The sequence below is a fragment of the Aneurinibacillus thermoaerophilus genome (genome assembly GCF_900099925.1).
Classification (GTDB): domain Bacteria; phylum Bacillota; class Bacilli; order Aneurinibacillales; family Aneurinibacillaceae; genus Aneurinibacillus; species Aneurinibacillus thermoaerophilus.
In genome coordinates this window covers 28,001-51,865 of sequence record NZ_FNDE01000023.1, presented here as the reverse complement: position 1 = coordinate 51,865, position 23,865 = coordinate 28,001, and the positions used below count along the sequence as shown (strand labels likewise).

Here is a 23,865-nt window from a genome sequence, read left to right as displayed (position 1 = left end):
TTGTGTGTGCCCGGCATGGGCGTCATCTCTAGGGTTCAAGTCCCGAGTGGCGAAGGCAGTAGTAGCCATTAGCTTGTGGCAAGGGTGTCGACCGTGAGGTCGAATCTGAAGGAAGCCGGCGGCAAACCTCCGGCCTGAGGAACACGAATCTCATATAAGGCCAGCGTTCGTTGGATGAGCCTGCACAACAAGGCGAAGTTCATACTGCCGAAGGCGAGCGAAGGTAAATGAGGCAGGTAGATGGAGGGGAAGATGGCGCTCTTACCCGGGGAGGTCTGTCTGATAAGCCGAGTATCCTCGGTAACCTCATTCGCGACAGAGGTCATAGTACATGCCATGTGACGACATGACATGGAAGGGCCGAACATTATGGAGAACGAAAGACCAGGCGTTCGAAGACACGCGATGAAGGCAGACAATCCGTATGGACTTATCCGAAGGAGGATGTGGTGAATTCCACGGGGGACTTCGGAAGGGCAGAGTGTGCCTTCGGCACAAAAGGAACCTTTCGCTCACGCAAGGATCCGTCGTTTCCTCCAATCTGGCATTATGGTGAACGGTGTAGTTCTTAATCCTACAGAGGGAACACCGCAAGGTGGCCCACTGAGTCCGCTTCTCTCCAATATTGTATTGGATGAATTGGATAAAGAACTTGAAAAGCGGGGACATAAATTTGTTCGCTACGCGGATGACTGTAATATCTACGTACGAACCCACAAAGCAGGTGAACGGGTGAAACAGTCTGTCACTGCCTTTATCAAAGGGAAGCTAAAATTGAAGGTCAATCAAGAAAAGAGTGCTGTTGACCGACCATGGAAACGCAAGTTTCTCGGTTTCAGCTTTACTTCTCTCCTTGAACCAAAGATTCGCATTGCAAAACAGTCACTACAGCGGGTGAAGCAGAAAATCCGTCAGATTACATCTCGACGCAGACCTATTCCTATACAATGGAGAATCGAGGAACTTAATGAATATCTGATGGGATGGATAGGATACTTTGCGCTGGCAGATACGCCAAATGTATTTCAAAATCTCGACGCATGGGTGCGCAGGCGACTGCGTATGTGTTTGTGGAAAGAGTGGAAACTTCCCCGAACAAAAGTGAAAAGGCTTCTCGCTTTAGGCGTGCCTAGAGGAAAAGCCTATGAGTGGGGAAATTCCCGTAAGGGATACTGGCGTATCGCCAAAAGCCCTGTTTTACATCGGACTCTTGATAAACGATTCTTCGAATCGTATCAACTTAAGAGTCTAAAAGGACGATATCACGCCTTGCGGCGTACATAATGAACCGCCGTATACCGAACGGTACGTACGGTGGTGTGAGAGGACGGGGGCTAGTCACCCCCTCCTACTCGATTTTATGCATCAATTTTTAATATAACTATAATAATTACCATATTTAACTTTAACATAGCACAGTGCACACGCGTTAGTGTAATCGTTTGCAACATTTCAAAAAACAATGTATCATTTCAATAGTCCAATAACTCATAAAAAAATAAATATTTATACTAAAATAATCAGTTATATGTAGGAGGGACTCTGATGGCTAAAGAACTGTTTGAAGTAAAAAAAGTAGAGAAAAAAGAGCTTTTTCCGGTTCAGGACATTCATCATGTAGAGATTTATGCGGGTAACGCCAAGCAGGCAGCTTATTATTATTGTCGCGCCTTCGGTTTTAAAGTAAAGGCTTACCGGGGGTTGGAAACAGGCTGTCGTGACCGTGTATCTTATATGCTGGAGCAAGGGAACATCCGCCTAGTAGTTACCGGGGCGTTGGATGATCAAACGGATGTTGCAGAGTTCGTAAAACTACACGGAGAAGGGGCGAAAGATATCGCCCTCAAAGTAGAAAACGTGGAAGAAGCGTATAGAGGAGCGTTGGAAAGGGGAGCGATCGCTGTCCGCGAACCGTGGACGGAAAGCGATGAAAACGGTATCGTAAAAAAAGCCGTTATTGGTACATACGGCGATACCGTACACACATTGATTGAAAAAGCAGACTACAATGGTATTTTCTTGCCAGGCTATGAACCGAATGATTTTGAAATTCCATCTGTTTCTACAGGACTTGTAGGTATTGATCATATCGTTGGAAACGTAGAACGTATGGATGAATGGACTGAATATTATGAAAAAGTGTTCGGATTCACTGTATTCAAGCATTTCGACGACGAGGATATCTCCACTGAATATTCGGCGTTAATGTCTAAAGTTATGACGAATGGAACAGGCCGAATTAAGTTCCCGATTAACGAACCGGCGGATGGAAAGCGCAAATCGCAAATTCAAGAATATCTGGATTTCTACAAAGGTCCTGGTGTCCAGCACTTAGCGTTTCTGACCAATGATATTGTCGCAACTGTGAGCGCGCTAAAAGCAAATGGAGTGGAGTTCCTTTATACACCGGACACATACTACGAGAATTTGACAAATCGTGTGGGTGAAATTGACGAAGATCTGAAGAAACTGCAAGAGCTGAACATTCTTGTAGACCGCGATGACGAAGGATACCTGTTGCAAATCTTTACAAAACCTGTTGTGGATCGTCCAACGCTCTTTATCGAAATCATTCAGCGTAAAGGTGCGCTCGGATTTGGCGACGGAAACTTTAAAGCACTGTTCGAATCAATTGAGCGCGAACAAGAACGTCGAGGAAATATCTAAATGAAGCTTATCAGTTATTATCTTAGGGACAACAAAACGGTGAGAGCAGGCTGGATTCACAACGGAAAAGTATACGACATGGAAGAAACATACCGCTATCTGGCAGAAACGAGAGGGGAAGCTATTTCCCCTCCCGTTTCTCTGCTTGACTATCTGAATCTTCCGCAAGATAAAAAAAAATGGCTTTATGTGCTGACAAGGGAAAAGGAAGCTAAGATACCTGAGGTATGTGAGGAAAAGGGGGTAAAGCTGGCCGCACCTATCCCACGTCCGCCGAGCTTTCGTGACTTTTACGCGTTTGAGGAACATGTCAAAACTGCGCGGAGAAAACGCGGACTTGATATGGTACCAGAATGGTATAAATTTCCTGTTTTTTATTTCTCGAATGCAAGCGCCATCAAAGGATCGGGAGAGCCGGTAGAAAAGCCGAGCTATACCGAATGGCTGGACTACGAGTTGGAAGTGGCCTGCGTTATTGGGAAGGAAGGCCGAAATATTAAGCGCGAACAGGCGCTGGATTATATTGAAGGCTTTATGATTCTTAACGATTGGAGTGCACGTGATGTCCAACGTGAAGAGGTAAAAGTTGGGCTCGGACCGGCGAAAGGAAAAGACTTTGCTACTTCGATGGGACCGTACCTTTTGACGAAGGACGAATTGGAGGATCGTCGCAACGGCGAACATTATGACCTGGAGATGAAAGCATTTGTTAACGGAAAATTGTTGTCCCAGGGAAATATGAAGACACTTTATTTCTCTTTCGCACAAATGATTGAACGTGCCTCACAGGATTGCACGCTGTATCCTGGCGATGTTATTGGCTCCGGAACGGTCGGAACCGGTTGTATCCTTGAGTTGGGTGCCGAAGTGCATCGTTGGCTGGAAAAAGGGGATACAATTGAACTTTCTATCGAAAGATTGGGCGTGCTTCGTAACGAAATCATTTAGAAGTAGAGTGGAGGAAGCGATATGACAGTGGCAGGACACCCAAAAATTACGGCAAAAAAGCAGCTGGAAGGACTTGGTGTCTATAAGCCGGGTAAACCGATTGAAGAGGTAAAGCGGGAACTAGGTTTAACCCAGATTATTAAATTGGCATCTAACGAAAATCCGCTAGGCTATTCGGAACGCGCTAAAGAAGCGATGATTCGCGAAATGGATAATATTACATTATATCCGGAAGGAACGGCACCAATGCTTGCGCAGAAGTTGGCTGAGCGGCTTCAGGTAAAACCGGAACAAATCATTGTAGGTAACGGTTCGGATGAAATTTTGCATTTGCTAACCCGTAGCTACATTCGCCAAGGAGACGAAGCAATCATGGCGGATGTCACCTTTCCCCGCTATGAAACAAATGTCAGAATCGAAGGTGGCGTTCCGATACATGTTCCTTTGGTAAACGGCGTACACGACCTTGATGGAATGCTGGCGGCCATTACTGAGAAAACTCGAATGATATTTGTATGTAATCCGAACAACCCAACTGGCACCATTGTTGGAAAGGCGGAAATGCAGTCGTTTATCGAAAAGGTTCCGGATCATATTCTGTTAGTTATTGACGAGGCATATTTCGAATATGTCACGGACGAAAATTACCTAGACTCCGTTTCACTTATTGGCTCACATCAGAACTTGGTTGTATTGCGTACTTTCTCCAAAATCTATGGACTGGCTGCGCTTCGTGTTGGGTATGGCGTCATGAATGAGGCATTCGTTCAGGAATTGATGAAGGTAAAAGAGCCTTTCAACACTAACCGGCTAGCGCAGGCTGCTGCACTTGCTTCGCTTGACGACGAACAGTTTTTGCAAAATTGTAAAAAGAAAAACGAGACAGGCCGACGTTACATAGAAAACGAGGTTGAAAAGCTCGGGTTAGGTTATTTCTCTTCTCAGGGAAACTTTGTAATGGTGAAACTTCCTTGCTCTGGCGATGACGTGTTTAAAGCGCTTCTGAAAAAAGGCATCATCGTCCGTTCTGGAACCGTGCTTGGCTATCCGGAAACCATTCGGGTTTCCGTAGGAACGGATGAAGAAAATCGGGCGTTTATCGCAGCTTTGCGTGAAATTATTGGATAAAAGGGGGAATATGAATGCCACATTACGTAAAAATGGGAAACATTCCGCACAAGCGTCATACGCAATTCCGCAAGCCGGATGGCGGACTGTATTATGAACAGCTTATGGGAACAAAAGGTTTTTCAGGAATCCAATCACTTATTTATCATATTAATCCACCAACCCAAGTACGAGAAGCAAAAAAGATTAAAGATATTCGATTTGAATTCGAGGAACAGAACACGCTTAGGCACCGTCATTTTCGTACGTGGAACGTAGAGGCGGGTGGCGATTTCTATGAAGCGAGAAAAATATTACTTGCCAATGATGACTTGGCAATCGGTATTGCCCGTCCGACAGAGCAGATGTCTTATTTCTATCGGAACGGGGAAGGTGATGAGCTTCTGTATGTTCATGAAGGAAAAGGGAAGATTGAAAGCCTTTTCGGTGAGCTTTCCTTTTATCCGGGAGATTATATCGTGATTCCAATTGGTACTACCTATCGTGTTCATCTGGAGACGGAGGAAGCACGTTTCCTTGTTGTGGAATCCAACTCAGCAATTGTGCCACCGAAGCGCTACCGCAACGAGCATGGGCAACTGCTGGAGCATTCCCCTTATTGTGAGCGTGATTTTCGAACGCCGGAGAAGCTGGAGCCCAAAGATGAGAAAGGCGAGTTTGAAGTGCGTGTGCGTGCGCATAGCATGCTGACGTCCTATTTGTTCGATTTCCATCCACTTGATGCGGTTGGCTGGGACGGTTATCTGTATCCGTACGCTTTCAGCATCCATGATTTTGAGCCGATTACGGGACGTATTCATCAGCCACCGCCTGTACACCAGACGTTTGAAGGGCACAATTATGTTGTTTGCTCGTTTGTACCGCGTCTGTATGATTATCATCCAGAAGCGATTCCGGCTCCGTATATTCACAGTAATGTGGAGAGCGATGAAGTGCTATATTACGCGGATGGGGATTTTATGAGCCGGCGCGGCATTGAAGAAGGGTCTATTACGTTGCATCCGAGCGGACTGCCGCACGGGCCGCATCCAGGCAAAATCGAAGAAAGCATTGGCAAGAAAGAAACAAAAGAACTGGCGGTTATGATCGATACATTCCGCCCGCTTTATGTCGTAAAGCAGGCGCATGTTTACGAAGACGAAGGATACATGTATAGCTGGCTACCGCAAGAATAAAGGAGGGCTCTATCATGAATATCGAACCGAGTACATTACGCTGGGATGAAGCATACAAATTGATGACCGGTTCCATTCTTCCACGCCCGATCGCGTTTGTATCAACGGTAAATGAAACCGGACAGGCCAATTTGGCTCCGTTTAGTTTTTTCACGGCGATCTGTGCTGATCCGATGATGATCTGCTTCGCTCCGATGCGCAGAGGAACAGACGGCGCGCGCAAAGATACATTGAACAATATCGAAGCTACGCGCGAGTTTGTTGTTAATATTGTTGGTGAGAAAATCGTCAAGCAGATGAACGATTGTGCAGTTGAATATTCGCCTGATGTAGACGAATTTGAAGAGGTCGGCTTGACGAAAGCATCGAGCCGTATCGTAAAACCGCCGCGCGTAGCAGAAAGCGACGTACAACTTGAATGCGTGCTTCATGATATACTGCACTTTGGAGACAAGCCGGGCGGCGGAAGTCTCGTAATCGGTCAGGTAGTTACTATTCATATTAAGGATGAATTATATTTTGACGGGAAAATTAACACAGAAAAGTTAAACCCAGTTGGCCGTCTGGCCGGTCCTGTATATACTCGGGCTGTTTCTGATACATTTGTGTTAGAGCGCAAAAAACAACCGGCTAAATAATTAATCCGCTTAAGGAGAGGACACTATGGATTTTTTTCGCAAAAAAAGTCTTTCTCAACAATTCACCAGAAAAAAAGATAGCGATTTAAAGAAGGCATTAGGTGCTTGGGACTTAACGATGTTAGGGCTTGGTTGCATTATTGGAACGGGAATTTTCGTAGTGACGGGGGTAGCGGCGGCGGAGCATGCGGGCCCTGCCCTCGTTCTCTCCTTTGTTCTTTCTGGACTTGCTTGTGTGTTTGCAGCTCTTTGTTATTCGGAATTTGCTTCTTCTATGCCTGTAACTGGGAGCGCTTACACTTACAGCTATGCAATATTTGGAGAAGTAATCGCCTGGATTATCGGCTGGGCGATGGTATTGGAATACGGGCTTGCCGCTTCGGCTGTAGCTAGCGGATGGTCCGGATATTTTCAGGGATTAATAAAAGGGTTTGGTGTCGAACTTCCAACTGCTATCACCAGTGCCTATAATCCAGAAAAAGGAACATATATTGACATCCCGGCAATTGCGATCGTGTTATTAATTACTTTTTTATTGACCCGTGGTATTCGTGAATCCGTGCGAGTAAACAATATTATGGTCATCGTAAAGGTAGCTGTCATTTTTTTGTTTATTGGAGTAGGTGTATGGTATGTCAAACCAGAAAACTGGACACCGTTTATGCCGTTCGGCTTCTCCGGTGTAGCTGCGGGTGCAGCGAGCGTATTTTTTGCGTACCTTGGCTTTGATGCAGTCGCTTCCGCCGCCGAAGAAGTAAGAAATCCACAGCGTAATATGCCCATTGGTATCATTGCTTCATTAACTATTTGTACGTTGCTGTATATCGTTGTTTCTATGGTTTTGACAGGGATTGTGCCTTTTACCCAACTAAACGTAAAGGAGCCGGTTGCTTTTGCGCTGAGATATATTCATCAAGACTGGGTGGCCGGGTTTATTTCTGTCGGTGCAATTGCAGGAATTACGACAGTATTGCTTGTTCTTTTGTACGCACAAACTCGTTTATTCTTTGCCATAAGTCGTGATGGTTTGCTGCCGAAAGTGATGTCAAGGGTTCATCCTTTCACACAAACACCTATCGCGAACACATGGATTACCGGCATAATTATAGCTGTATTTGGAGGGCTTGTCCCGCTGCATCGATTAGCTGAACTTGTTAATATTGGAACACTTTTTGCTTATATTGTTGTGTCTATTGGTGTTCTTGTGCTGCGTAGAGCACAGCCCGACTTGCCGCGTGCATTCAAGGTACCGTTTGTGCCGGTCATTCCGATTTTAGCGGTTTTGCTCTGCGGTTATTTGATTTTTAACCTCCCATCTCTTACATGGATAGGATTTGGTGTATGGTTAGTACTTGGCCTTATCATATATTTTGCATATGGATATCGAAATAGTGTACTAGCTAAGCAGAGCGTGTTATCGTCAGAAGAAGCTTTGGACGAGCCATATGAAGCAAAGAAAGGAGCACTGTAAATGAATGGATTCGGGCGGCGAATTGGCCCGAAAAATCAATAGGCTGTACGATAAATTTAAAGGACAAAAAAGGCCGCAGCCCTAAAGAGTAAGCGCTGCGGCATATTTATTTTAGCCATTGTGTAAGAATATTCCGTTGCTCTTCCGGGATGATAAAGTGAAACCCAAGATGGGCTAGCACAGCAGAAATTATTGTCCAAATGCTTAGACTAATTCCCATCCAGGCCAGAATACGCTGGCGGGAAGCGCCGAAAGAAATTCCCATCAGAGCGGTGAGATGGCTGCCAACCAGAATGGGTCCAAGCAGAGAAAGGCCGGGAATACCGTAGCGGTTCCATAGTTTTTTGGCGCGTAGTTTACGTTTAGAGTCTTTTTCTTCCCCTTCTGGGCCCCCTCTCTTTTTTTTCCACCAGAGCTTCAAACGTTCGATAAATACGATTAGCAAAAATACTGTGAGAGCGTTGCCCAGAAAGGCAACAATACTGACGGGAAAAGAAGGCAATCCAGCGAGGATTCCCAGCGGAACAACAGTAAAGACTTCGAACATTGGGGTGGCCGCCAGCACAAACACCAAAAGATAGATCCATAAATTGCTCAAAATTATTTCCTCCTCATAATAGTATATTTAAGCCTATTGAAATTATGAATTTCCGGTTGGATTTGAGACTAAGCAAAGAGGATATCATCGCTTTAATCATTTACAAATAAATACAAAAGTGATATCATTATGATATCAATATGATATCTAAAAATCAAGTAAAGGAGGAAGATAATATGACGGAAAAAAGGGCATGGGCAATTGATGGTTTTTTAGGATTGTTACTGCTTGTCGCATTATTTTTAGGCGGCGTATATTGTATTGGTAAAGCGGAGAATCCACTGCTGGGTATTCTGCTGATTTTGCTTGCGGCCATTGGAGCGAGCGGTATATTTATCGTACAGCCGAATCAGGCGGTGGTACTTATTTTCTTTGGCCATTATCTAGGTTCCGTACGGAAGAGTGGGCTGTGGCTTGGAATTCCGCTTACCGTACGTCGCAAAGTATCGCTAAAAGTGCGCAACTTTAACAGCAAGCGCCTAAAAGTGAATGATGTTCAGGGAAATCCGATTGAAATTGCGGCTGTGGTTGTATTTAAAGTGGTAGAATCAGCGAAAGCGATGTTTGATGTAGATAACTACGAACAGTTCGTGGAGATTCAAAGCGAGACAGCGCTTCGCTATGTAGCTAGCCGTTATCCATACGACAACTTTGATGAGGAAGGCTATTCTCTGCGTGGTAATCCAGAAGAAATTGCAGGTGAACTGGCGCGGGAGTTACAGGCCCGTCTTGAAGTGGCGGGAGTAGAGGTGTTGGAAGCACGTTTGACGCATTTGGCGTATGCTACGGAAATCGCAAACGCCATGCTTCAGCGCCAGCAGGCTTCCGCCATTGTGTCTGCAAGACAGCGCATTGTGGAAGGGGCTGTTGGTATGGTACAGATGGCAATTGAAGAGTTGCAGCGTGAAGGGTTTGAACTTGATGAAGAACGGAAGGCTGCCATGATTAATAATTTAATGGTGGCGATTGTGTCCGAACGCTCAGCCCAGCCGGTCATTAACTCGGGGTCTATTTATTAATCTTAGTCTATGTCGCAGAAGAAGAAGTTTCTCTTGCGCATCGATCCGAAGCTGTATGAAGCGCTGGAAGGCTGGGCGGCGGATGAGTTTCGGAGCGTAAACACGCATATTGAATTTCTGCTCCGGGAAGCGGTGCGGAAAGCGGGGCGCCTGCCTTCAAAAACGGGGGCGAAAAAGGAGAATCAAAATTCGGAAAAAGAGGAGGAATAGTGGATGTGGAGAATGGAGCGGACAATATTGTACCGCTCCATTTCTGTATCAGAAGCATTACTCAGCAAAGTATTCTTTTTGTAATTCTTTCAATTGTACAAGAGAGCGTTGTGCCCATTCGGACGTATCTTCTCTTAGTTTAGATATTTGTTCTTCAAGAGCTTTTTTTAACGAGGCTTTATATTCGGGAACTTCACCGTCATAAGGACGTACGGAAGCAAGTGGTGCTGACGCTTTCTCCCCATAGGCTAACGCGCGGCGTTGATGGAACAGCGGAACATTAGCTGCAAATGGATGGTGCAAATCCCCCTGTGTTGGATGGACCAATACGGCTAGTATTTTGACGACAGCTACGCGAGGTGGATACAGTTCTACTAACTCACCAACATACTCTCCCGATTTATAAGCAGCGGTTACCAAATCTCCAGACTTTAGCTGAAACTCGCTCATCGCAATCCCCTTTTCCATCAGATTTGGAAAAACGCGCGGAGTTGCGCCACGCCTTCGCTTCTACTGTATGAAGCGGGCGCAGTACGCGGGTTTTTCTTAATTCAGCATAGCATATCTCTAGGCTGTTTATGCAACGACATTAGCGTATATACATCTTTTTTTGATATTTATTCATTTGCCTGCTAACACGTCAAATGAATAAAAACACTAGCGGATCTACTTTGCTCCGCTGTTCCCTTCTATTTGTTCTATAAACTCGAAAAATCCAGGAGTAGCCTCCAGATCATAATTATATATAGCCTCTATGATTTTTAAAGTTAACTCTTGTGCTAAATCTTCACGCTCACCTATAGATGTTTGGTAAAGGGAAGACTTTAACTTTGGCTTAAATGTTTGGATGAAAAGTAACATAGCATCTAAGTTTTTATTTTGTGCTTCTTTAAGCAAAGAAGGTAAATCTCCTATTTTAAACGACATCTCTTTCCTCCATGTAGCTTCGAATTTTAGCAATAGCTCTTTTACGTGTTTTACTTACGGCTTGATGTGATATACATAATTTTTTGGCGATTGTACGATCTGACATAGCATGAACATAAGCAAGTTCTATTATTAATTTTTCTTTGGGTGTTAATCTTTTTATAGCTTTACTTAGGAGAGGATCACTTATGATTTCCTCTAAAACGTTATTTTTCTCGATAATTTGTCCATCAAAAGGTTGTTCATTAGAAGGAATCAAATCAACAATTGTGATTTCGTCGTCCTGTGATGCATTTTGAACCGGTTTATCCAGTATCAAAAGATACCTTTGATTATGTTTGCGAATCTTTTTATCGTAATCAATCGCACTGTAATAAAGGAGTTTAGACATAAAGTTAACTAATCGAATTTTCAGATAATAATTTTTAAATGATTTGTCCAATTTCTTTTTACTTTCTTTTGTAGAAGAACTTACCGCTTGAATAAAAAGGAGCAGATTTTTCTTTTCCTTAAGGAAATTTTTAAGGATGGGATTTGAAAGTAAAATTGGATGATCGTTGATAAATTGAACGACATCTTTTTTGAAATGAGAATCTTGTCTCAAAAATTTTGTGATAGACACTTCTCTTACCCCCTCTTTATGTATAAAGAGGAATTAAAATCCAAATTGGCAACCCTAAAATTAGTTTCAATATCATGTTTTATAAATAAAACGACTAAAGAGGGAGCGTTTTTATTGCCTATTATTATTTATTGAAGATAGTTGTGGTGGGTATGTTTCATTTTTTTTATTTGTCACACAAAAGAAGCTTGACACTCTTTACACGTCATACGAATGGCAGGAAGATGAAGAAATACGATATGCCCAAATGTTGAAAGGTGACGGATCTTTCATGTGTAGGTAACGTCGCATCATATTAAAAACAGAGTTTGGTGTGGAGCCGAAATTTTTATAAAGAAATTTTTCAATTCTGGTTGCCAAAAATAATCTGTCTTTCTCTTTATCATCATAGAACGAAACAGGGAAACAAGGTTAGGGGGAAATCTTGGGACTCTGTCCTCCTTTCGTTCTATAAAAGATATCTAAAGGAGAGAGTAGAAAATGGCAACCAAAACGTATAATGTGGATTTGAAAACGCAAAGCTGGAAACAAGGTGATTCTCAATGGGGATCTTTAAAAACGAGTTGTGGCGGTACGATGAGTGCAGAAGGGTGCATTATTACTTCCGTTGCTATGATTTTTAAAAGTTTTGGTGACAATGTTACTCCTAAAACCATGCTGGAAAAACTAAAGAAAAGTAAGGCTGACTGCCCCTTTAACTGGTTGTCCGCTGCTAAAGAATATAAGCATACGTATAAAGATAAAACTTTTGGAAGCTTTGATAAGCTAAAAAATAGTATCTTTAACCTTATCGTCAATAGTAAAATTCCGATTATGGTTCGTGTTCCGGGGCATACTGTAGTTGCAAGAGGCTTTAACGGAACGCTTCCTGTTGATGCAAAAGGAAATCCTGATTTATCCAAAATTACTTCTAACATGATCCTCGTTAATGACCCAGGTAGTTCTAAAAATAAAACATTGGCTGACGTGATTAATCAAAAAGGTGCCGTAGAGTATATCAATTACTACACGAAGTAAACATATAAAATCCCCCTGATTTTTTAGGGGGATTTGTTTAGTCTGTAATAGTATGATCGGAGATCTTTACTTTCTTGGGTAATAAATTTATTCCTTTGATTTGTTTCTTATCTACAAGTAGAATTTCTAATTTATCCGATTTAGTTAATGGCGTAACAGACTTTACCTTTGAACCGCGTATATCCAAGTTAGATTTTTTAATGCTTTACAGGGGGATATGTCTTTAATTTGATGATTACTTAGGACTAGGGTATCAAGTTTAGTTAAAAGTTTAAGGAAGTCAAGGGTGGAAATGTCATCTTTCATAAAATCATCTTTTCGAATTGCATTCGCTGGTTTATTAAGGGTCTGCCTCATGTCTTCCAAATTATCACTTCATTTATACACATTTTGGTAAGGATAAATTTGCCATATATATTTTGTAATGTTACTCCGAAAAATGAAGAAAATCAAATAGTATATTCTCGTTTTTATAAATTCAATGAAAAATTGGCTCATACAAAAAACCCGAACAACGGGCTGTTTTAAAGTGTCCATTATTCGGGTTATGGTTCAGGTTCTGTCCGGTAGTATTATTCTTCATGATTTAATGCATCTTGATGCCGGCGATCATTTGTATCTTGTTGGATTTGTGTGGCGTGGAAACTATTGACTTTAACTTGTTCAAGATCCTTGACCACATTCTGAAGATTTTTATCTGTTTTTAATCTTCCTTTATTTTTCATGTATAACCCCTCTTTCTTAGTTGCGAATTGGCTAGAGGATGAAGAGTTTGGGCGCATTCGTGAGTATTGCGCATATAATCTTTTGAGAGATCGTGGATATCCGGCGTCTGTTCAACCGAAAGTCCTTGCCGTTTAATGCTTAGTAATGTACATTCGACTTTGTCGGTCTTGTCAAAGGTGGAAGGTAAGGTTCGATTCCAGGCTTTCAGCAATTCGTCTTGGTTAACAAATATATGGGTTTGTTTGCTCGCTGTTAACATCTCCGCTTATCTTAGCGTGCGAAGAAGAGTATGCTTTTATACTGCATATTTTGACGAATCGAACGGGTGAATATAGGTACAGAGGGATAATATTTGAAATAATGAATGTTTATGCTAAAATGTGTGCAACATAGTTTGCGGAATGAGGTGTGAAAGGTCGTGAGCTTCTGCAACCAGAAGGTATTACCTGCTATTCGCCAGATGAAGGATTTTGAATTGCTGTTGCAAAGCCCCTTTGAATATATGGTATTGCTGGACAGTCACATTGGTCAGCTCAAAAGTATCGTGGAAACGGCCAGAAGGCATAACAAAAAGATGCTGGTGCATGTCGATTTAATCCAAGGACTGCGAAACGATGAATATGCCACGGAATTTTTGTGCCGGGAAATCAAACCGGCTGGCGTCATTTCCACGCGTAAAAGTGCCGTACTGACTGCAAAGAAAAATAAAGTGCTTGCTGTTCAGCGTTTCTTTCTCCTAGATACTACCGCGTTGGAAACAAGTTACCGATTGGTAGAACAGACGCAGCCCGATTATATTGAAGTATTGCCTGGCGTGATGCCTCATATTATTTCTGAAATTTATGAGAGGGTAAAAATTCCCGTACTAGCCGGAGGTCTAATCCGTACGATCCGAGATGCGGAATTGGCTTTAAGCGGAGGAGCTATTGCGGTCACTACATCGCGCAAAGAAATTTGGAATCACTTCCTAGCCAATCCACTTTAAAAGAATACAAAATTTGAAGAAAACGCATTCACAATTTTTTGTTGATATGATATATTGGACCTACAGACATAAAATCATTGCTAGAAGTTAATAGGCGAATTTGGTTGGAGATTTTGAGAAAAAAACCATAAAAAACATGAAGGTATTTCTTCCTTCTTATGTTTTTTATGGTTTTTTTTATTTTGTGATGCCGAAGACTATACCTTTGGCAATGAAAAGGAGGGATTCCCAAGAGATTTGCTTATTTTATTCATACTTTATTTGCAGATTATAAAAACTATAACAAGAGAAAGGAAGGGACAAGAATATGTGGCAGAAAATTGTTAACCTTTATCGTCCTGCTCCTCATATTGAGCGATTGCCAGCCGATAAAATTGATGCGACGTATCGTCGGCTTCGGCTGCAAGTATTTTTGGGAATTTTTATCGGGTATGCTGGTTATTATCTGGTAAGAAAAAACTTTTCATTGGCTATTCCGTACTTTACAGAACAGGGATTTTCCAAGGGTGAGCTTGGGCTTGTACTTTCGGCCGTATCTATTGCTTATGGTATCAGCAAATTTGTGATGGGAATTGTGTCTGACCGATGCAATCCGCGTTATTTTCTTGCAACGGGCCTTATTTTGTCCGGGGTGCTGAATATTTTGTTCGGTACGGTACCTTTTTTAACGTCAAGCATTGCTATTATGTTTGTTTTAATGTTTATTAATGGCTGGTTTCAGGGAATGGGATGGCCTCCAAGCGGACGAACGATGGTACACTGGTTCTCGATTAGCGAGCGGGGAACGAAGATGTCGATTTGGAATGTTGCCCACAATGTAGGGGGCGGTATTACAGGTCCGCTTGTCGGATTGGGCATTTTATTGTTTGCTACATGGAAAAGTATTTTCTTTTTCCCTGGCATTATTGCCGTTTTAATCGGTATATACGTTATTATGACGTTACGTGATACCCCGCAATCGGTTGGGTTGCCCCCGATTGAGGAATATAAAAATGAGTATCCTGATGATAAGGATAAAGTTCAGGATAGAGAAAAAGAGCTTACCGCTAAAGAAATTTTATTTAAGTATGTATTAAATAATAAATTTTTATGGTTTATTGCGCTGGCTAATGTGTTTGTGTACTTTGTTCGCTATGGGGTAGTGGACTGGGCTCCTACTTATCTCACTGAGGCTAAAGGATTCAGTCACGATAATTCTCGCTGGTCTTATTTTCTTTATGAGTATGCGGGCATACCCGGAACGCTGTTATGTGGCTGGATGAGTGACCGTCTGTTTAAAGGGCGCCGGGCGCCGGCAGGCATTTTGTTTATGGTGGGCGTATTGCTTGCGGTAATTGTTTATTGGGTAAACCCGCCGGGCAATCCGCTTATTGATAATATTGCTCTTATTAGTATAGGTTTTCTCATTTATGGTCCCGTGATGTTAATCGGACTCCATGCCCTTGACTTGGCTCCTAAAAAAGCGGCAGGTACCGCTGCAGGACTTACTGGGCTTTTCGGCTACTTGATAGGTGCCACTTTTGCAAATGCTGTAATGGGATATACCGTGGATTTGTTTGGCTGGGACGGAGGATTTATCATGCTTATCGCCGCATGCTTGCTTTCTATCTTCTTCTTGGCATTAACATGGAATACCGGAAAAGTAAAACACTAACGGAATAGAAAGACAAGCAAATCATCCGTTTTTCCACATGCAAGAAAAGCGGATGATTTATATTATGTGCATATTGACAGCGTTTTCTTTTTCTGTTTTAATAAAAACACAGGTTAATTATCGTGATGGAGAACAGGAGATCCACAGTAATTCCCTATAGCTTTATAGGGTTATTTACTGTGGATTTTTGTTTTCTGCCGTGAATTAAAGGAGGGAGAATAGAGGATGTCGCCTTTTTTAGGAGAAGTAATAGGTACCATGATTTTGATCATTTTAGGCAACGGTGTTGTAGGCGGAGTAGTGCTTAACAAATCAAAAGCGCACAACTCCGGCTGGATTGTTATTACATTGGGATGGGGATTGGCTGTCGCTATCGCCGCTTATGCGGTTGGTGGGATTAGCGGAGCGCATTTGAATCCAGCGCTGACTATTGCTTTGGCTATCATTGGGCAGTTTTCATGGTCAGATGTGCCGATGTACATTGCGGCTCAACTCATTGGCGCATTTTTGGGAGCGGTAGTAGTATGGCTGCATTATTTTCCGCACTGGAAAGCGACCGAAGACCCGGCGGCGAAACTGGGTGTTTTTGCGACGGACCCGGCCATTCCGCATCGGCTGTCGAATTTAATCAGTGAAATTATCGGAACATTCATACTTGTGCTGGGCATTTTAGCAATTGGTGCCAACAAGTTTGCTGATGGCCTGAATCCGCTTATCGTAGGATTTCTCATTGTTAGCATTGGTCTTTCACTTGGTGGAACAACAGGATACGCGATTAATCCAGCACGTGATTTTGGCCCGCGCTTGGCGCATTTCCTTTTGCCTATTGCTGGCAAAGGTAGCTCGAATTGGGGATATGCCTGGATTCCGGTTATAGGGCCTATTATTGGTGGGGGGCTCGGTGCATTGTTTTACAAGGTATTTTTTCTAACTTAGAATACAAAAAAACATTGGCATAACAGAAAAAGGAGCGATTGTTCATGAAAAAAAAATATGTATTAGCGCTAGATCAAGGAACAACTAGCTCGCGGGCGATTGTATTTAATAAACAGGGGAAAATTGTAACGGTTGCCCAACGAGAATTTTCACAGTATTTTCCGAAGCCGGGCTGGGTTGAGCATGATGCGTACGAAATTTGGGGCTCAATTTTGGCGGTGATTGCGGAAGCGCTTTCTACGGCGAATATCAGCGCGAAAGAAATCGCCGCAATTGGAATTACCAACCAGCGGGAGACGACGGTTGTGTGGGATAAGCATACGGGCAATCCGGTGTATAACGCTATCGTATGGCAATCACGCCAGACGGCCGATATTTGTGAGGAACTTAAAGCAAAAGGATATTCCGATATGGTGCGTGATAAGACGGGTTTATTAATTGACGCTTATTTTTCCGGAACAAAAGTAAAATGGATTCTCGACAATGTTGAAGGTGCACGTGAAAAAGCGGAAAAAGGCGATTTGCTGTTCGGGACTATCGACACTTGGCTTATTTGGCGTTTGTCCGGGGGAGAAGCTCATGTAACCGATTACTCTAATGCATCGCGCACGCTTATGTACAATATTTATGAGCAGAAATGGGACGAAGAATTGTTGGAAATGCTGAATATACCGAAAAGCATGCTGCCGGAAGTACGTCCGTCTTCTGAAATATACGCTCATACGGCAGAACAGCATTTCTTTGGCGAAAATGTTCCGCTTGCTGGAGCAGCTGGCGACCAGCAAGCAGCGTTGTTTGGTCAGGCCTGCTATGAAATGGGCATGGCGAAAAATACGTACGGTACAGGTTGCTTTATGCTTATGAATACAGGAGAGAAAGCTGTAAAGTCCAAACATGGTTTACTAACCACGCTGGCCTGGGGAATTGACGGCAAAGTTGAATATGCGCTAGAAGGTAGCATTTTTGTCGCTGGTTCAGCGATTCAGTGGCTTCGTGATGGTCTGCGTATGCTAAAGACGGCAGCTGATAGCGAACAGTACGCCGCCCGGGTCGAGTCAACGAACGGTGTCTATATGGTACCCGCTTTCGTCGGGCTAGGTACGCCATATTGGGATAGCGAGGTACGTGGTGCGATCTTCGGGTTGACCCGTGGAACAGAAAAAGAACATTTTGTCCGTGCGACGTTAGAATCGTTAGCTTATCAAACGAAAGATGTATTATCTGCAATGGAAGCCGATTCCGGCATTAAATTGAAAACGTTACGTGTGGACGGCGGCGCGGTGAAAAATAATTTCTTGATGCAATTCCAGAGCGATATTCTCGGAGTAGAGGTTGAACGGCCGACGATTAATGAGACGACAGCTTTAGGTGCAGCTTACCTCGCTGGTCTTGCGGTCGGCTTCTGGGAAAGTCGGGAAGAAATTGCGGCTAAGTGGCAGATGGAAAAGTGTTTCAAACCTAAGATGCTGGAAGAAGAGAGAATACATTTGTATACCGGATGGAAAAAAGCCGTTGAAGCTGCGATGGGCTTTAAGTTCAAGTGATCCTTTTACCTTTGGTTGCTGGAGAAGAAAAAGCGTGTTATACTAAATAATGTAGAGTTAACGTGGAAGTTAATATTGGTCGGAGAATAGGAGAAGACCACAGCAGATCCTTTGTTGAAAAAGGATCATGTTGTGGTTTTTTGTTTTATGGAAGAGATAAGCAAGTTGTTTTGCGTCCATACTATATACAGGAGAGTGAAACAAACATGAGCTATACGTTTTCGAGCATGAACCGTCAGGAAATTTTGCGCGATATGGAGGGACAGTCATTCGATGTGCTTGTCATCGGTGGCGGCATTACAGGAGCCGGCATTGCGCTGGATGCGCAAGCGCGCGGTATGAAAACAGCGCTTTTGGAAATGCAAGATTTCGCAGCTGGAACGTCCAGCCGTTCCACCAAGCTGGTACACGGGGGTCTGCGTTATTTGAAACAGCTGGAATTTAAGCTGGTGGCTGAAGTTGGTAAAGAGAGAGCCATCGTGTATGAGAATGCTCCGCATGTTACTACACCGGAGTGGATGCTTCTTCCGATGATTGAAGGAGGCACGTACGGTAAGTTTGCTACTTCCATTGGATTGCGTGTTTATGATACGTTAGCCGGTGTCAAAAAGAGCGAACGCCGCGTAATGCTGAGTAAAGAAGAAACATTGAAGAAAGAGCCGTTGCTCCGCACAGACAAACTCAAAGGCGGCGGGTACTATGTGGAGTATCGTACCGATGATGCACGCCTGACGATTGAAGTGATGAAAGAAGCGGTGCGTCTCGGTGCACAGGCTGTAAATTATGTTAAGGTACAGGATTTGTTATATGAAAATGGTAAGGTGGTAGGTGTTGTCGCTGTAGATCAAATAACCGGCACAAAGCACGATATTCGTGCGAAAAAAGTGGTGAATGCTGCCGGTCCGTGGGTGGACAAAGTTCGCGAAATTGATGGTTCGAAAAAAGGGAAGCGTCTGCACCTTACGAAAGGTGTTCACCTTGTTATCGATGGCAAGCGGTTCCCACTGCGCCAGGCGGTATACTTTGATACACCGGATGGGCGCATGGTATTTGCGATTCCGCGCGATGGAAAAACGTATGTAGGGACGACGGATACAGATTACCATGGCGATATTGCCAACCCGAAAATGACGACGGAAGATCGCGATTACATTTTGCGGGCCGCAAATTTTATGTTCCCAACGTTGAAGCTAACTAAGGAAGACGTGGAATCAAGCTGGGCTGGTTTGCGTCCGCTTATTCATGAAGAGGGCAAGTCCCCTTCTGAGCTTTCACGTAAAGATGAAATTTTTATTTCTGAATCTGGTCTTCTGTCCATTGCCGGCGGGAAGCTAACCGGATACCGTAAAATGGCGGAGCGCATTGTTGATTTGGTTGCGTCTCAGCTTAAAGAAGAAGGGTACGGCTCATATCCGGGGTGTACCACCGACAAAATTCGTCTGTCAGGAGGCGATGTGGGCGGCTCGGATAATTTTGGAGCGTTCGTACGTCAGAAAACCGGAGAAGGAGTTCAAGTGGGCTTATCGACGAAAGAAGCGGATAAGCTGACGCGTCGTTACGGTTCAAATATAGACTGTATTTATGAGATTATCCGTGAGCGTCAAGCAGAAGCGGAAGCTTCCGGTTTGCCAAAAGACGTTTTTGGTTCACTTGTGTATGCTATCGAAGCTGAAATGGCCACAACACCAGAAGATTACTTCGTTCGTCGTACCGGAGCGCTATACTTTGATATTCGTTGGGTAGAAAGGTGGAAAGAGCCGGTTATCGCTTACATGGCCCGGAAACTGGGCTGGACGGAAGAAGAGACGGCTCGTCACCGCGCACGTTTGGAACAACTTATGCATGATGCGGTAGTACCGCAGGAGAATGAAGCTTAGATTTCCACATAATAGCATAGTTATGACTAGTACGAAAGCCAAAGCGTGTTGTTGCTTTGGCTTTTTTTAGCCATTTTTTCATGTAAAAATATGATATAATAAAATGTAAAATACAATTATGTAATATATTGGATTTCACAGCTTTTGTTACCTAATTTTTTGTTTTTTCATGATATAATATAAAAAAGTGAGGTGAGCAGTATGGAGGGAATGCTTAAGGAAATCATATCTAAGCTAGAGTCGATTGAGAAAGGACAACAGCGGTTTGATCAAGAAGTAAAAGAAATTAAGCATGTTCAACAGCAGTTGAGCCAAGAAGTAAAAGAAATCAAGCATGTTCAACAGCAGTTAAGCCAAGAAGTAAAAGAAATCAAGCATGCTCAACAGCAGTTGAGCCAAGAAGTAAAAGAGATTAGACAAGAAGTAAAAGAAATTAGAAATGAACAACAACAGCTAGAACAAGAAATAAAAGAAATTAAGCATACTCAACGACAACATACTGATATGATTGTACAACTGATTAACAGTGTAGGCGTATTGAATGGGAATGTGGAAGAACTTAAAGAAGAAGTGATCTTAAGCAAAGAATATGCTACCTCAGCTTTTGAAGAAACGCTTCGCTTAAAGCCGAAAGTAAGAAAATTAGAAGAATCGTCAAATAAACAATAGTCCAGCCTAATGACCCCGGTCTAATGGCTGGTTTTTTGTTATACATTGATCATTATTATATATAATCTACTCCCATTTCTTAACATCAAAAATTTGGAAACTTTATCTCAGGAGATGTAGAACATTTCTAGTAATATGGAAGAGATGGAAGGATAACTCACTGGAATTGTTCGCGAAATTAAGCGGAGGATCAATCAGGTATGAAGTTGTAAAGAAAAACAGTCCTTGAACCATAAACAAGGACTGCTTTTTATATTTATATTTTCTTCTTTTCGTCAGCTATATCTGTGGACTCTTCGAGAATCCCTTTAGCTGAATGACGGAACTCGCGCAGCGCATCTCCGACTCCGCGGCCGATTTGCGGCAGTTTCTGCGGTCCGAAAACGATAAGCGCAATAATAAGGATAAGGATTAAACCGGGAATCCCGATGTTGTTGATCATACGACTGGCCCGCCTTTTTTGCTATATTTGAGGATCCCTTCTGCCGCGCGGTAGGACAGAGCCCCAACGGTTCCGGTAGGATTATAGCCGCTATTATGAGGGAATGCGGAAGCGCCTACTACGAATACGTTCTCGGCATCCCACATTTGCAGATAACTATTTACGGCGGAAGAATCTGGGCTGTCCCCCATGATGACTCCACCCGTATTGTGCGTAGACTGATAAGGCACAATATCATATGGCCCTAATTCCTTATTGGCATCGACGCGGTCTGCGCCCATTTGTTTCAAGATTTCTTCGCACTTTGTAGCGAGGAAGAGAGCCAATTGACGGTCCTGCTCTTCAAAGTCGAAGGTAATGCGAATTAGCGGATCACCGAATACGTCTTTGTATGTAGGATCAAGATCAAGAAAGTGATGCCTGAAAGGCATTGAAGCTCCCTGAGCGGCGACAGTTAAGGAACGATTGGCATACTTAATGGATTGCCTTTTAAATTCCTTCCCCCAGCTTGGTGTACCTTTAGGAACTGGATTGTTAGCGATAGGTCTTAACCCTGTTTGTGTTAAGCTTATACTTGCGCCATGAATAAACTTTAAGTCGGAATGGTCGAAGTTGTCTCCATTATAATCATCCAGCGTTACTCCAAGAGCGCCCGCTCCAGCAAACGTATTGAACTCTTTGTTTTCGAAAAATCCGATAGCATTTCCTCTCATTACTTGATAAGCGTAATTTTTGCCGATGACACCTCTGCCTGTTGCCGGGTCGTACGGACGCCCGAGTTTGGAATTCAACAATAAACGGACATTATTGAACACATAGCTCGCAATCACAACAATATCCGCTGGTTGTTCGATTTCTTCACCTGTCGTGACATCGGTATACATAACTCCTATTGCCTTGTTTCCTTTATGCAGAATACGCCTGACATAAGAGTGGGTACGGATTTCGAAATTTCCGGTTTTTTTGGCTACAGGAATGACGGTTACTACCGGATCGGCTTTTGCTCCGTATTCGCAGCCGAACCGTTCGCAAAATCCGCAATACTGGCAGGCAGAACGTGCTACTCCATCGGGGTTTGTATATGCCTGCGACAAATTTGCCGATGGCAGGATATAAGGATGAAGCTTCATCTTTTTAGCCGTTTCCATAAACATCTTCATAGCCGGAGATGATTTCATGGGAGGAGTTGGGTATTTGCTGGAACGTTTTCCGGCCAACGGGTTTTCCTCTCCCGAAATTCCGGCCATTTTTTCAAATTTGTCATAATACGGTTCCAGTTGGTCGTATGTAATACCCCAGTTTTGAATCGTCATGCCGTTGGGGATTTTGTTTTTACCGTAGCGCTCGATCGTTTTGCTTTTAATCTCGAAATCATAAGGAAGAAAACGGTATGTTTGTCCGTTCCAGTGAACGCCTGCGCCGCCGATACCGTTTCCAATTAAAAAAGAGCCGTACTGTCGCATTGGTAGCGCCCGGATTTTTTCGTTGCTGCGAAAGGTAATCGTTTCTTTTGAAAGATCTTGCATTAATTCATACCGGTAGGCATAACGCAATTCGTCATGCACCATGAAATAGTCTTCTGTTTTCCGCTCTTTTCCTCGTTCCAGACCAACTACTTTCAGTCCATTTTTTGCCAGTTCCGAAGCGATAATCCCCCCAGCCCAGCCTACTCCGACGATGACTACGTCAACTTTAGGCAATTTTCTCATTCCTTTTATTCACCTTTCTTTCTTTAAGTATGGAGGTGATCTTTCAAGCTTTTTGGCGGCATTTTAACAAATTCATCTTTTTCGATAATGTTGGTGTATGCCATCTGATTGCCGGGATAATTCTTCAATTTCCAGCCGCCCATATTTTTATTTCCACCGTATAGCGGATCGGCGTATACTCCTTCGATTGTGGCATTTCGCAATATGCGGAAAAATCCGCTTGGAGAAATGGTTGTTAGCTTTATTTCATCTTTTTCGAAAGCGCGCAATACCTCGTCCTGTTGTTCTTCTGTCAGATCGGCAAAATTTTTTTGATATTTTCTCTGGCTGTAGTTCTGCATTTCCTGAAGCGCGATATCAAAAATTTCTCTTCGGTTTAGCCTTCCTTGATAACCTTGAACTGTTTCACCTTTGAAGAAAGGACTTCGCATGTAATCGCGGGCATTGAATCCCCAATCCCCGGCCAATTGGTGATCGATAAAATAAGCGACACCCAAATCTTTGGCGCCAGGGCCATTCTCGTCAGCGGGGAAAATCCGCTCTGTAGCCGCTTCAACCATTCGGAATTGGTCGGGCCTAAAGTACATCAAAGCCTGGTTATAGTCGGTCGTTGATTGTGTTTGCGGCGCAGGAGATGGTGCCGCTTGTCTTTGGCCGACCGTCAGCAAGCTTCCGACAACACCGCCAACCAGCAAGCCTCCTAGTGCATATCCGGATTTTTTTAGAAAGTTCCGGCGGGATACATTTTCGTTCCCTTTTGTATCGTCCTGAGGAGACATACATTCACCTCCTGATAAGTTGTTTATTATTCTTTCTATACAAAAGAGGGCATCGTTAAACTGTGTATTCTAAAAATTTTGTCATAATGTTTTTTTGATTTATTTGTGTATTGTTCAGGAAAAT

The 23,865-nt window shown here is 43.3% G+C and carries 24 protein-coding genes and 1 pseudogene; 17 read left to right on the top strand and 8 right to left on the bottom strand.

All coding sequences use genetic code 11. From position 1 onward, the window contains the following. The first annotated feature begins 227 nt into the window (after positions 1-227). The 8 genes and pseudogenes from BLR88_RS20400 (at position 228) to BLR88_RS12125 (ending at position 8,027) form a co-directional block, all read left to right on the top strand. Complete coding sequence (locus BLR88_RS20400; RefSeq protein WP_302846667.1) at positions 228-350, top strand: hypothetical protein; 123 nt, start codon at positions 228-230, stop codon at positions 348-350. Positions 351-522: 172 nt separating this feature from the next. After that, positions 523-1,284: pseudogene (locus BLR88_RS12155) on the top strand (group II intron maturase-specific domain-containing protein); the annotation flags it as partial. A gap of 261 nt (positions 1,285-1,545) precedes the next feature. After that, the gene (gene hppD, locus BLR88_RS12150; protein ID WP_057900173.1) at positions 1,546-2,667 is read left to right on the top strand and encodes a 4-hydroxyphenylpyruvate dioxygenase; all 1,122 of its coding nucleotides are present in this window, start codon (positions 1,546-1,548) and stop codon (positions 2,665-2,667) included. Next, a complete protein-coding gene (locus BLR88_RS12145) occupies positions 2,668-3,615 on the top strand; it encodes a fumarylacetoacetate hydrolase family protein (protein WP_091260763.1) in 948 nt (315 codons plus the stop codon). A gap of 21 nt (positions 3,616-3,636) precedes the next feature. Beyond that, positions 3,637-4,743 carry a histidinol-phosphate transaminase gene (gene hisC, locus BLR88_RS12140; protein ID WP_057900171.1) on the top strand — a complete coding sequence of 369 codons (1,107 nt, stop codon included), beginning with the start codon at positions 3,637-3,639 and terminating at the stop codon, positions 4,741-4,743. A 14-nt stretch (positions 4,744-4,757) separates the two neighbouring features. Continuing rightward, positions 4,758-5,918, top strand: a complete 1,161-nt coding sequence (locus tag BLR88_RS12135) for a homogentisate 1,2-dioxygenase (RefSeq protein ID WP_057900170.1) — start codon at positions 4,758-4,760, stop codon at positions 5,916-5,918. A 14-nt stretch (positions 5,919-5,932) separates the two neighbouring features. Further along, a complete protein-coding gene (locus tag BLR88_RS12130) occupies positions 5,933-6,556 on the top strand; it encodes a flavin reductase family protein (RefSeq protein ID WP_057900169.1) in 624 nt (207 codons plus the stop codon). Positions 6,557-6,581: 25 nt separating this feature from the next. Beyond that, complete coding sequence (locus BLR88_RS12125) at positions 6,582-8,027, top strand: amino acid permease (protein ID WP_091260762.1); 1,446 nt, start codon at positions 6,582-6,584, stop codon at positions 8,025-8,027. Positions 8,028-8,133: 106 nt separating this feature from the next. Here BLR88_RS12125 and BLR88_RS12120 read toward each other — a convergent pair whose 3' ends face one another. After that, entirely contained in the window at positions 8,134-8,625 is a 492-nt protein-coding gene (locus tag BLR88_RS12120) for a small multi-drug export protein (protein ID WP_091260761.1), read from the bottom strand. 176 nt (positions 8,626-8,801) lie between these two features. Between BLR88_RS12120 and BLR88_RS12115 the strand changes: the two genes are divergently transcribed. Further along, entirely contained in the window at positions 8,802-9,644 is an 843-nt protein-coding gene (locus tag BLR88_RS12115; RefSeq protein ID WP_057900167.1) for an SPFH domain-containing protein, read from the top strand. Positions 9,645-9,653: 9 nt separating this feature from the next. Next, positions 9,654-9,854, top strand: a complete 201-nt coding sequence (locus BLR88_RS12110; RefSeq protein WP_057900166.1) for a type II toxin-antitoxin system antitoxin — start codon at positions 9,654-9,656, stop codon at positions 9,852-9,854. Between the two features lie 57 nt (positions 9,855-9,911). Here the strand turns inward: BLR88_RS12110 and BLR88_RS12105 are convergent, their stop codons facing one another. The 3 genes from BLR88_RS12105 to BLR88_RS12095 all read right to left on the bottom strand — a co-directional run bounded on the left by BLR88_RS12105 (position 9,912) and on the right by BLR88_RS12095 (position 11,403). Beyond that, entirely contained in the window at positions 9,912-10,304 is a 393-nt protein-coding gene (locus BLR88_RS12105; RefSeq protein ID WP_091260760.1) for a kinase-associated lipoprotein B, read from the bottom strand. A gap of 216 nt (positions 10,305-10,520) precedes the next feature. Beyond that, positions 10,521-10,781, bottom strand: coding sequence for a helix-turn-helix domain-containing protein (locus BLR88_RS12100; protein WP_057900164.1), 261 nt, complete (start codon positions 10,779-10,781; stop codon positions 10,521-10,523). Then, the gene (locus tag BLR88_RS12095; RefSeq protein WP_057900163.1) at positions 10,771-11,403 is read right to left on the bottom strand and encodes a sigma-70 family RNA polymerase sigma factor; all 633 of its coding nucleotides are present in this window, start codon (positions 11,401-11,403) and stop codon (positions 10,771-10,773) included. The genes BLR88_RS12100 and BLR88_RS12095 overlap by 11 nt, the downstream gene beginning before the upstream one ends. Before the next feature lie 480 nt (positions 11,404-11,883). On the opposite strand from BLR88_RS12095, the gene BLR88_RS12090 reads away from it, so the two are divergent. Further along, positions 11,884-12,420: a C39 family peptidase gene (locus BLR88_RS12090; RefSeq protein ID WP_057900162.1), complete on the top strand. Its 537-nt coding sequence runs from the start codon at positions 11,884-11,886 to the stop codon at positions 12,418-12,420. A 572-nt stretch (positions 12,421-12,992) separates the two neighbouring features. Here the strand turns inward: BLR88_RS12090 and BLR88_RS19580 are convergent. Then, positions 12,993-13,145, bottom strand: coding sequence for a hypothetical protein (locus BLR88_RS19580; protein ID WP_175493614.1), 153 nt, complete (start codon positions 13,143-13,145; stop codon positions 12,993-12,995). Between the two features lie 419 nt (positions 13,146-13,564). Here BLR88_RS19580 and BLR88_RS12075 point away from each other — a divergent pair, with 419 nt between their 5' ends. From BLR88_RS12075 to BLR88_RS12050, 6 genes are all read left to right on the top strand, one after another. Next, positions 13,565-14,131 carry a glycerol-3-phosphate responsive antiterminator gene (locus BLR88_RS12075; protein ID WP_057900159.1) on the top strand — a complete coding sequence of 189 codons (567 nt, stop codon included), beginning with the start codon at positions 13,565-13,567 and terminating at the stop codon, positions 14,129-14,131. Between the two features lie 307 nt (positions 14,132-14,438). Beyond that, the gene (gene glpT, locus BLR88_RS12070) at positions 14,439-15,785 is read left to right on the top strand and encodes a glycerol-3-phosphate transporter (protein WP_057900158.1); all 1,347 of its coding nucleotides are present in this window, start codon (positions 14,439-14,441) and stop codon (positions 15,783-15,785) included. Positions 15,786-16,010: 225 nt separating this feature from the next. Then, a complete protein-coding gene (locus tag BLR88_RS12065) occupies positions 16,011-16,721 on the top strand; it encodes an MIP/aquaporin family protein (RefSeq protein WP_057900157.1) in 711 nt (236 codons plus the stop codon). Positions 16,722-16,765: 44 nt separating this feature from the next. After that, a complete protein-coding gene (glpK, locus tag BLR88_RS12060; RefSeq protein WP_057900156.1) occupies positions 16,766-18,265 on the top strand; it encodes a glycerol kinase GlpK in 1,500 nt (499 codons plus the stop codon). A 206-nt stretch (positions 18,266-18,471) separates the two neighbouring features. After that, positions 18,472-20,142, top strand: coding sequence for a glycerol-3-phosphate dehydrogenase/oxidase (locus tag BLR88_RS12055; RefSeq protein ID WP_091260757.1), 1,671 nt, complete (start codon positions 18,472-18,474; stop codon positions 20,140-20,142). A gap of 201 nt (positions 20,143-20,343) precedes the next feature. Next, positions 20,344-20,811: a hypothetical protein gene (locus tag BLR88_RS12050; protein ID WP_057900154.1), complete on the top strand. Its 468-nt coding sequence runs from the start codon at positions 20,344-20,346 to the stop codon at positions 20,809-20,811. 256 nt (positions 20,812-21,067) lie between these two features. Here BLR88_RS12050 and tatA read toward each other — a convergent pair whose 3' ends face one another. The 3 genes from tatA to BLR88_RS12035 are packed head-to-tail and all read right to left on the bottom strand — an operon-like array spanning position 21,068 to position 23,741. Next, on the bottom strand, positions 21,068-21,253 hold the full coding sequence (gene tatA, locus BLR88_RS12045) for a twin-arginine translocase TatA/TatE family subunit (protein WP_057900153.1): 186 nt from the start codon (positions 21,251-21,253) through the stop codon (positions 21,068-21,070). Continuing rightward, entirely contained in the window at positions 21,250-22,962 is a 1,713-nt protein-coding gene (locus tag BLR88_RS12040) for a GMC family oxidoreductase (RefSeq protein ID WP_091260755.1), read from the bottom strand. Before BLR88_RS12040 ends, tatA begins: the two co-directional genes overlap by 4 nt. Positions 22,963-22,985: 23 nt before the next feature. Next, positions 22,986-23,741, bottom strand: coding sequence for a gluconate 2-dehydrogenase subunit 3 family protein (locus BLR88_RS12035; protein ID WP_057900151.1), 756 nt, complete (start codon positions 23,739-23,741; stop codon positions 22,986-22,988). Positions 23,742-23,865: the final 124 nt, after the last annotated feature.

Bases quoted from the DNA above. Each gene is read 5' to 3' on its own strand.
- BLR88_RS12130 (WP_057900169.1), top strand. From the start codon at position 5,933: ATGAATATCGAACCGAGTACATTACGCTGGGATGAAGCATACAAATTG.
- BLR88_RS20400 (WP_302846667.1), top strand. From the start codon at position 228: ATGAGGCAGGTAGATGGAGGGGAAGATGGCGCTCTTACCCGGGGAGGT.
- BLR88_RS12145 (WP_091260763.1), top strand. From the start codon at position 2,668: ATGAAGCTTATCAGTTATTATCTTAGGGACAACAAAACGGTGAGAGCA.
- tatA (WP_057900153.1), bottom strand. From the start codon at position 21,253: ATGATCAACAACATCGGGATTCCCGGTTTAATCCTTATCCTTATTATT.
- BLR88_RS12055 (WP_091260757.1), top strand. From the start codon at position 18,472: ATGAGCTATACGTTTTCGAGCATGAACCGTCAGGAAATTTTGCGCGAT.
- BLR88_RS12125 (WP_091260762.1), top strand. From the start codon at position 6,582: ATGGATTTTTTTCGCAAAAAAAGTCTTTCTCAACAATTCACCAGAAAA.
- BLR88_RS12040 (WP_091260755.1), bottom strand. From the start codon at position 22,962: ATGAGAAAATTGCCTAAAGTTGACGTAGTCATCGTCGGAGTAGGCTGG.
- glpK (WP_057900156.1), top strand. From the start codon at position 16,766: ATGAAAAAAAAATATGTATTAGCGCTAGATCAAGGAACAACTAGCTCG.
- BLR88_RS12035 (WP_057900151.1), bottom strand. From the start codon at position 23,741: ATGTCTCCTCAGGACGATACAAAAGGGAACGAAAATGTATCCCGCCGG.
- BLR88_RS12110 (WP_057900166.1), top strand. From the start codon at position 9,654: ATGTCGCAGAAGAAGAAGTTTCTCTTGCGCATCGATCCGAAGCTGTAT.
- BLR88_RS12090 (WP_057900162.1), top strand. From the start codon at position 11,884: ATGGCAACCAAAACGTATAATGTGGATTTGAAAACGCAAAGCTGGAAA.
- glpT (WP_057900158.1), top strand. From the start codon at position 14,439: ATGTGGCAGAAAATTGTTAACCTTTATCGTCCTGCTCCTCATATTGAG.
- BLR88_RS12105 (WP_091260760.1), bottom strand. From the start codon at position 10,304: ATGAGCGAGTTTCAGCTAAAGTCTGGAGATTTGGTAACCGCTGCTTAT.
- BLR88_RS12065 (WP_057900157.1), top strand. From the start codon at position 16,011: ATGTCGCCTTTTTTAGGAGAAGTAATAGGTACCATGATTTTGATCATT.
- BLR88_RS19580 (WP_175493614.1), bottom strand. From the start codon at position 13,145: ATGAAAAATAAAGGAAGATTAAAAACAGATAAAAATCTTCAGAATGTG.
- BLR88_RS12115 (WP_057900167.1), top strand. From the start codon at position 8,802: ATGACGGAAAAAAGGGCATGGGCAATTGATGGTTTTTTAGGATTGTTA.
- hisC (WP_057900171.1), top strand. From the start codon at position 3,637: ATGACAGTGGCAGGACACCCAAAAATTACGGCAAAAAAGCAGCTGGAA.
- hppD (WP_057900173.1), top strand. From the start codon at position 1,546: ATGGCTAAAGAACTGTTTGAAGTAAAAAAAGTAGAGAAAAAAGAGCTT.
- BLR88_RS12050 (WP_057900154.1), top strand. From the start codon at position 20,344: ATGGAGGGAATGCTTAAGGAAATCATATCTAAGCTAGAGTCGATTGAG.
- BLR88_RS12135 (WP_057900170.1), top strand. From the start codon at position 4,758: ATGCCACATTACGTAAAAATGGGAAACATTCCGCACAAGCGTCATACG.
- BLR88_RS12100 (WP_057900164.1), bottom strand. From the start codon at position 10,781: ATGTCGTTTAAAATAGGAGATTTACCTTCTTTGCTTAAAGAAGCACAA.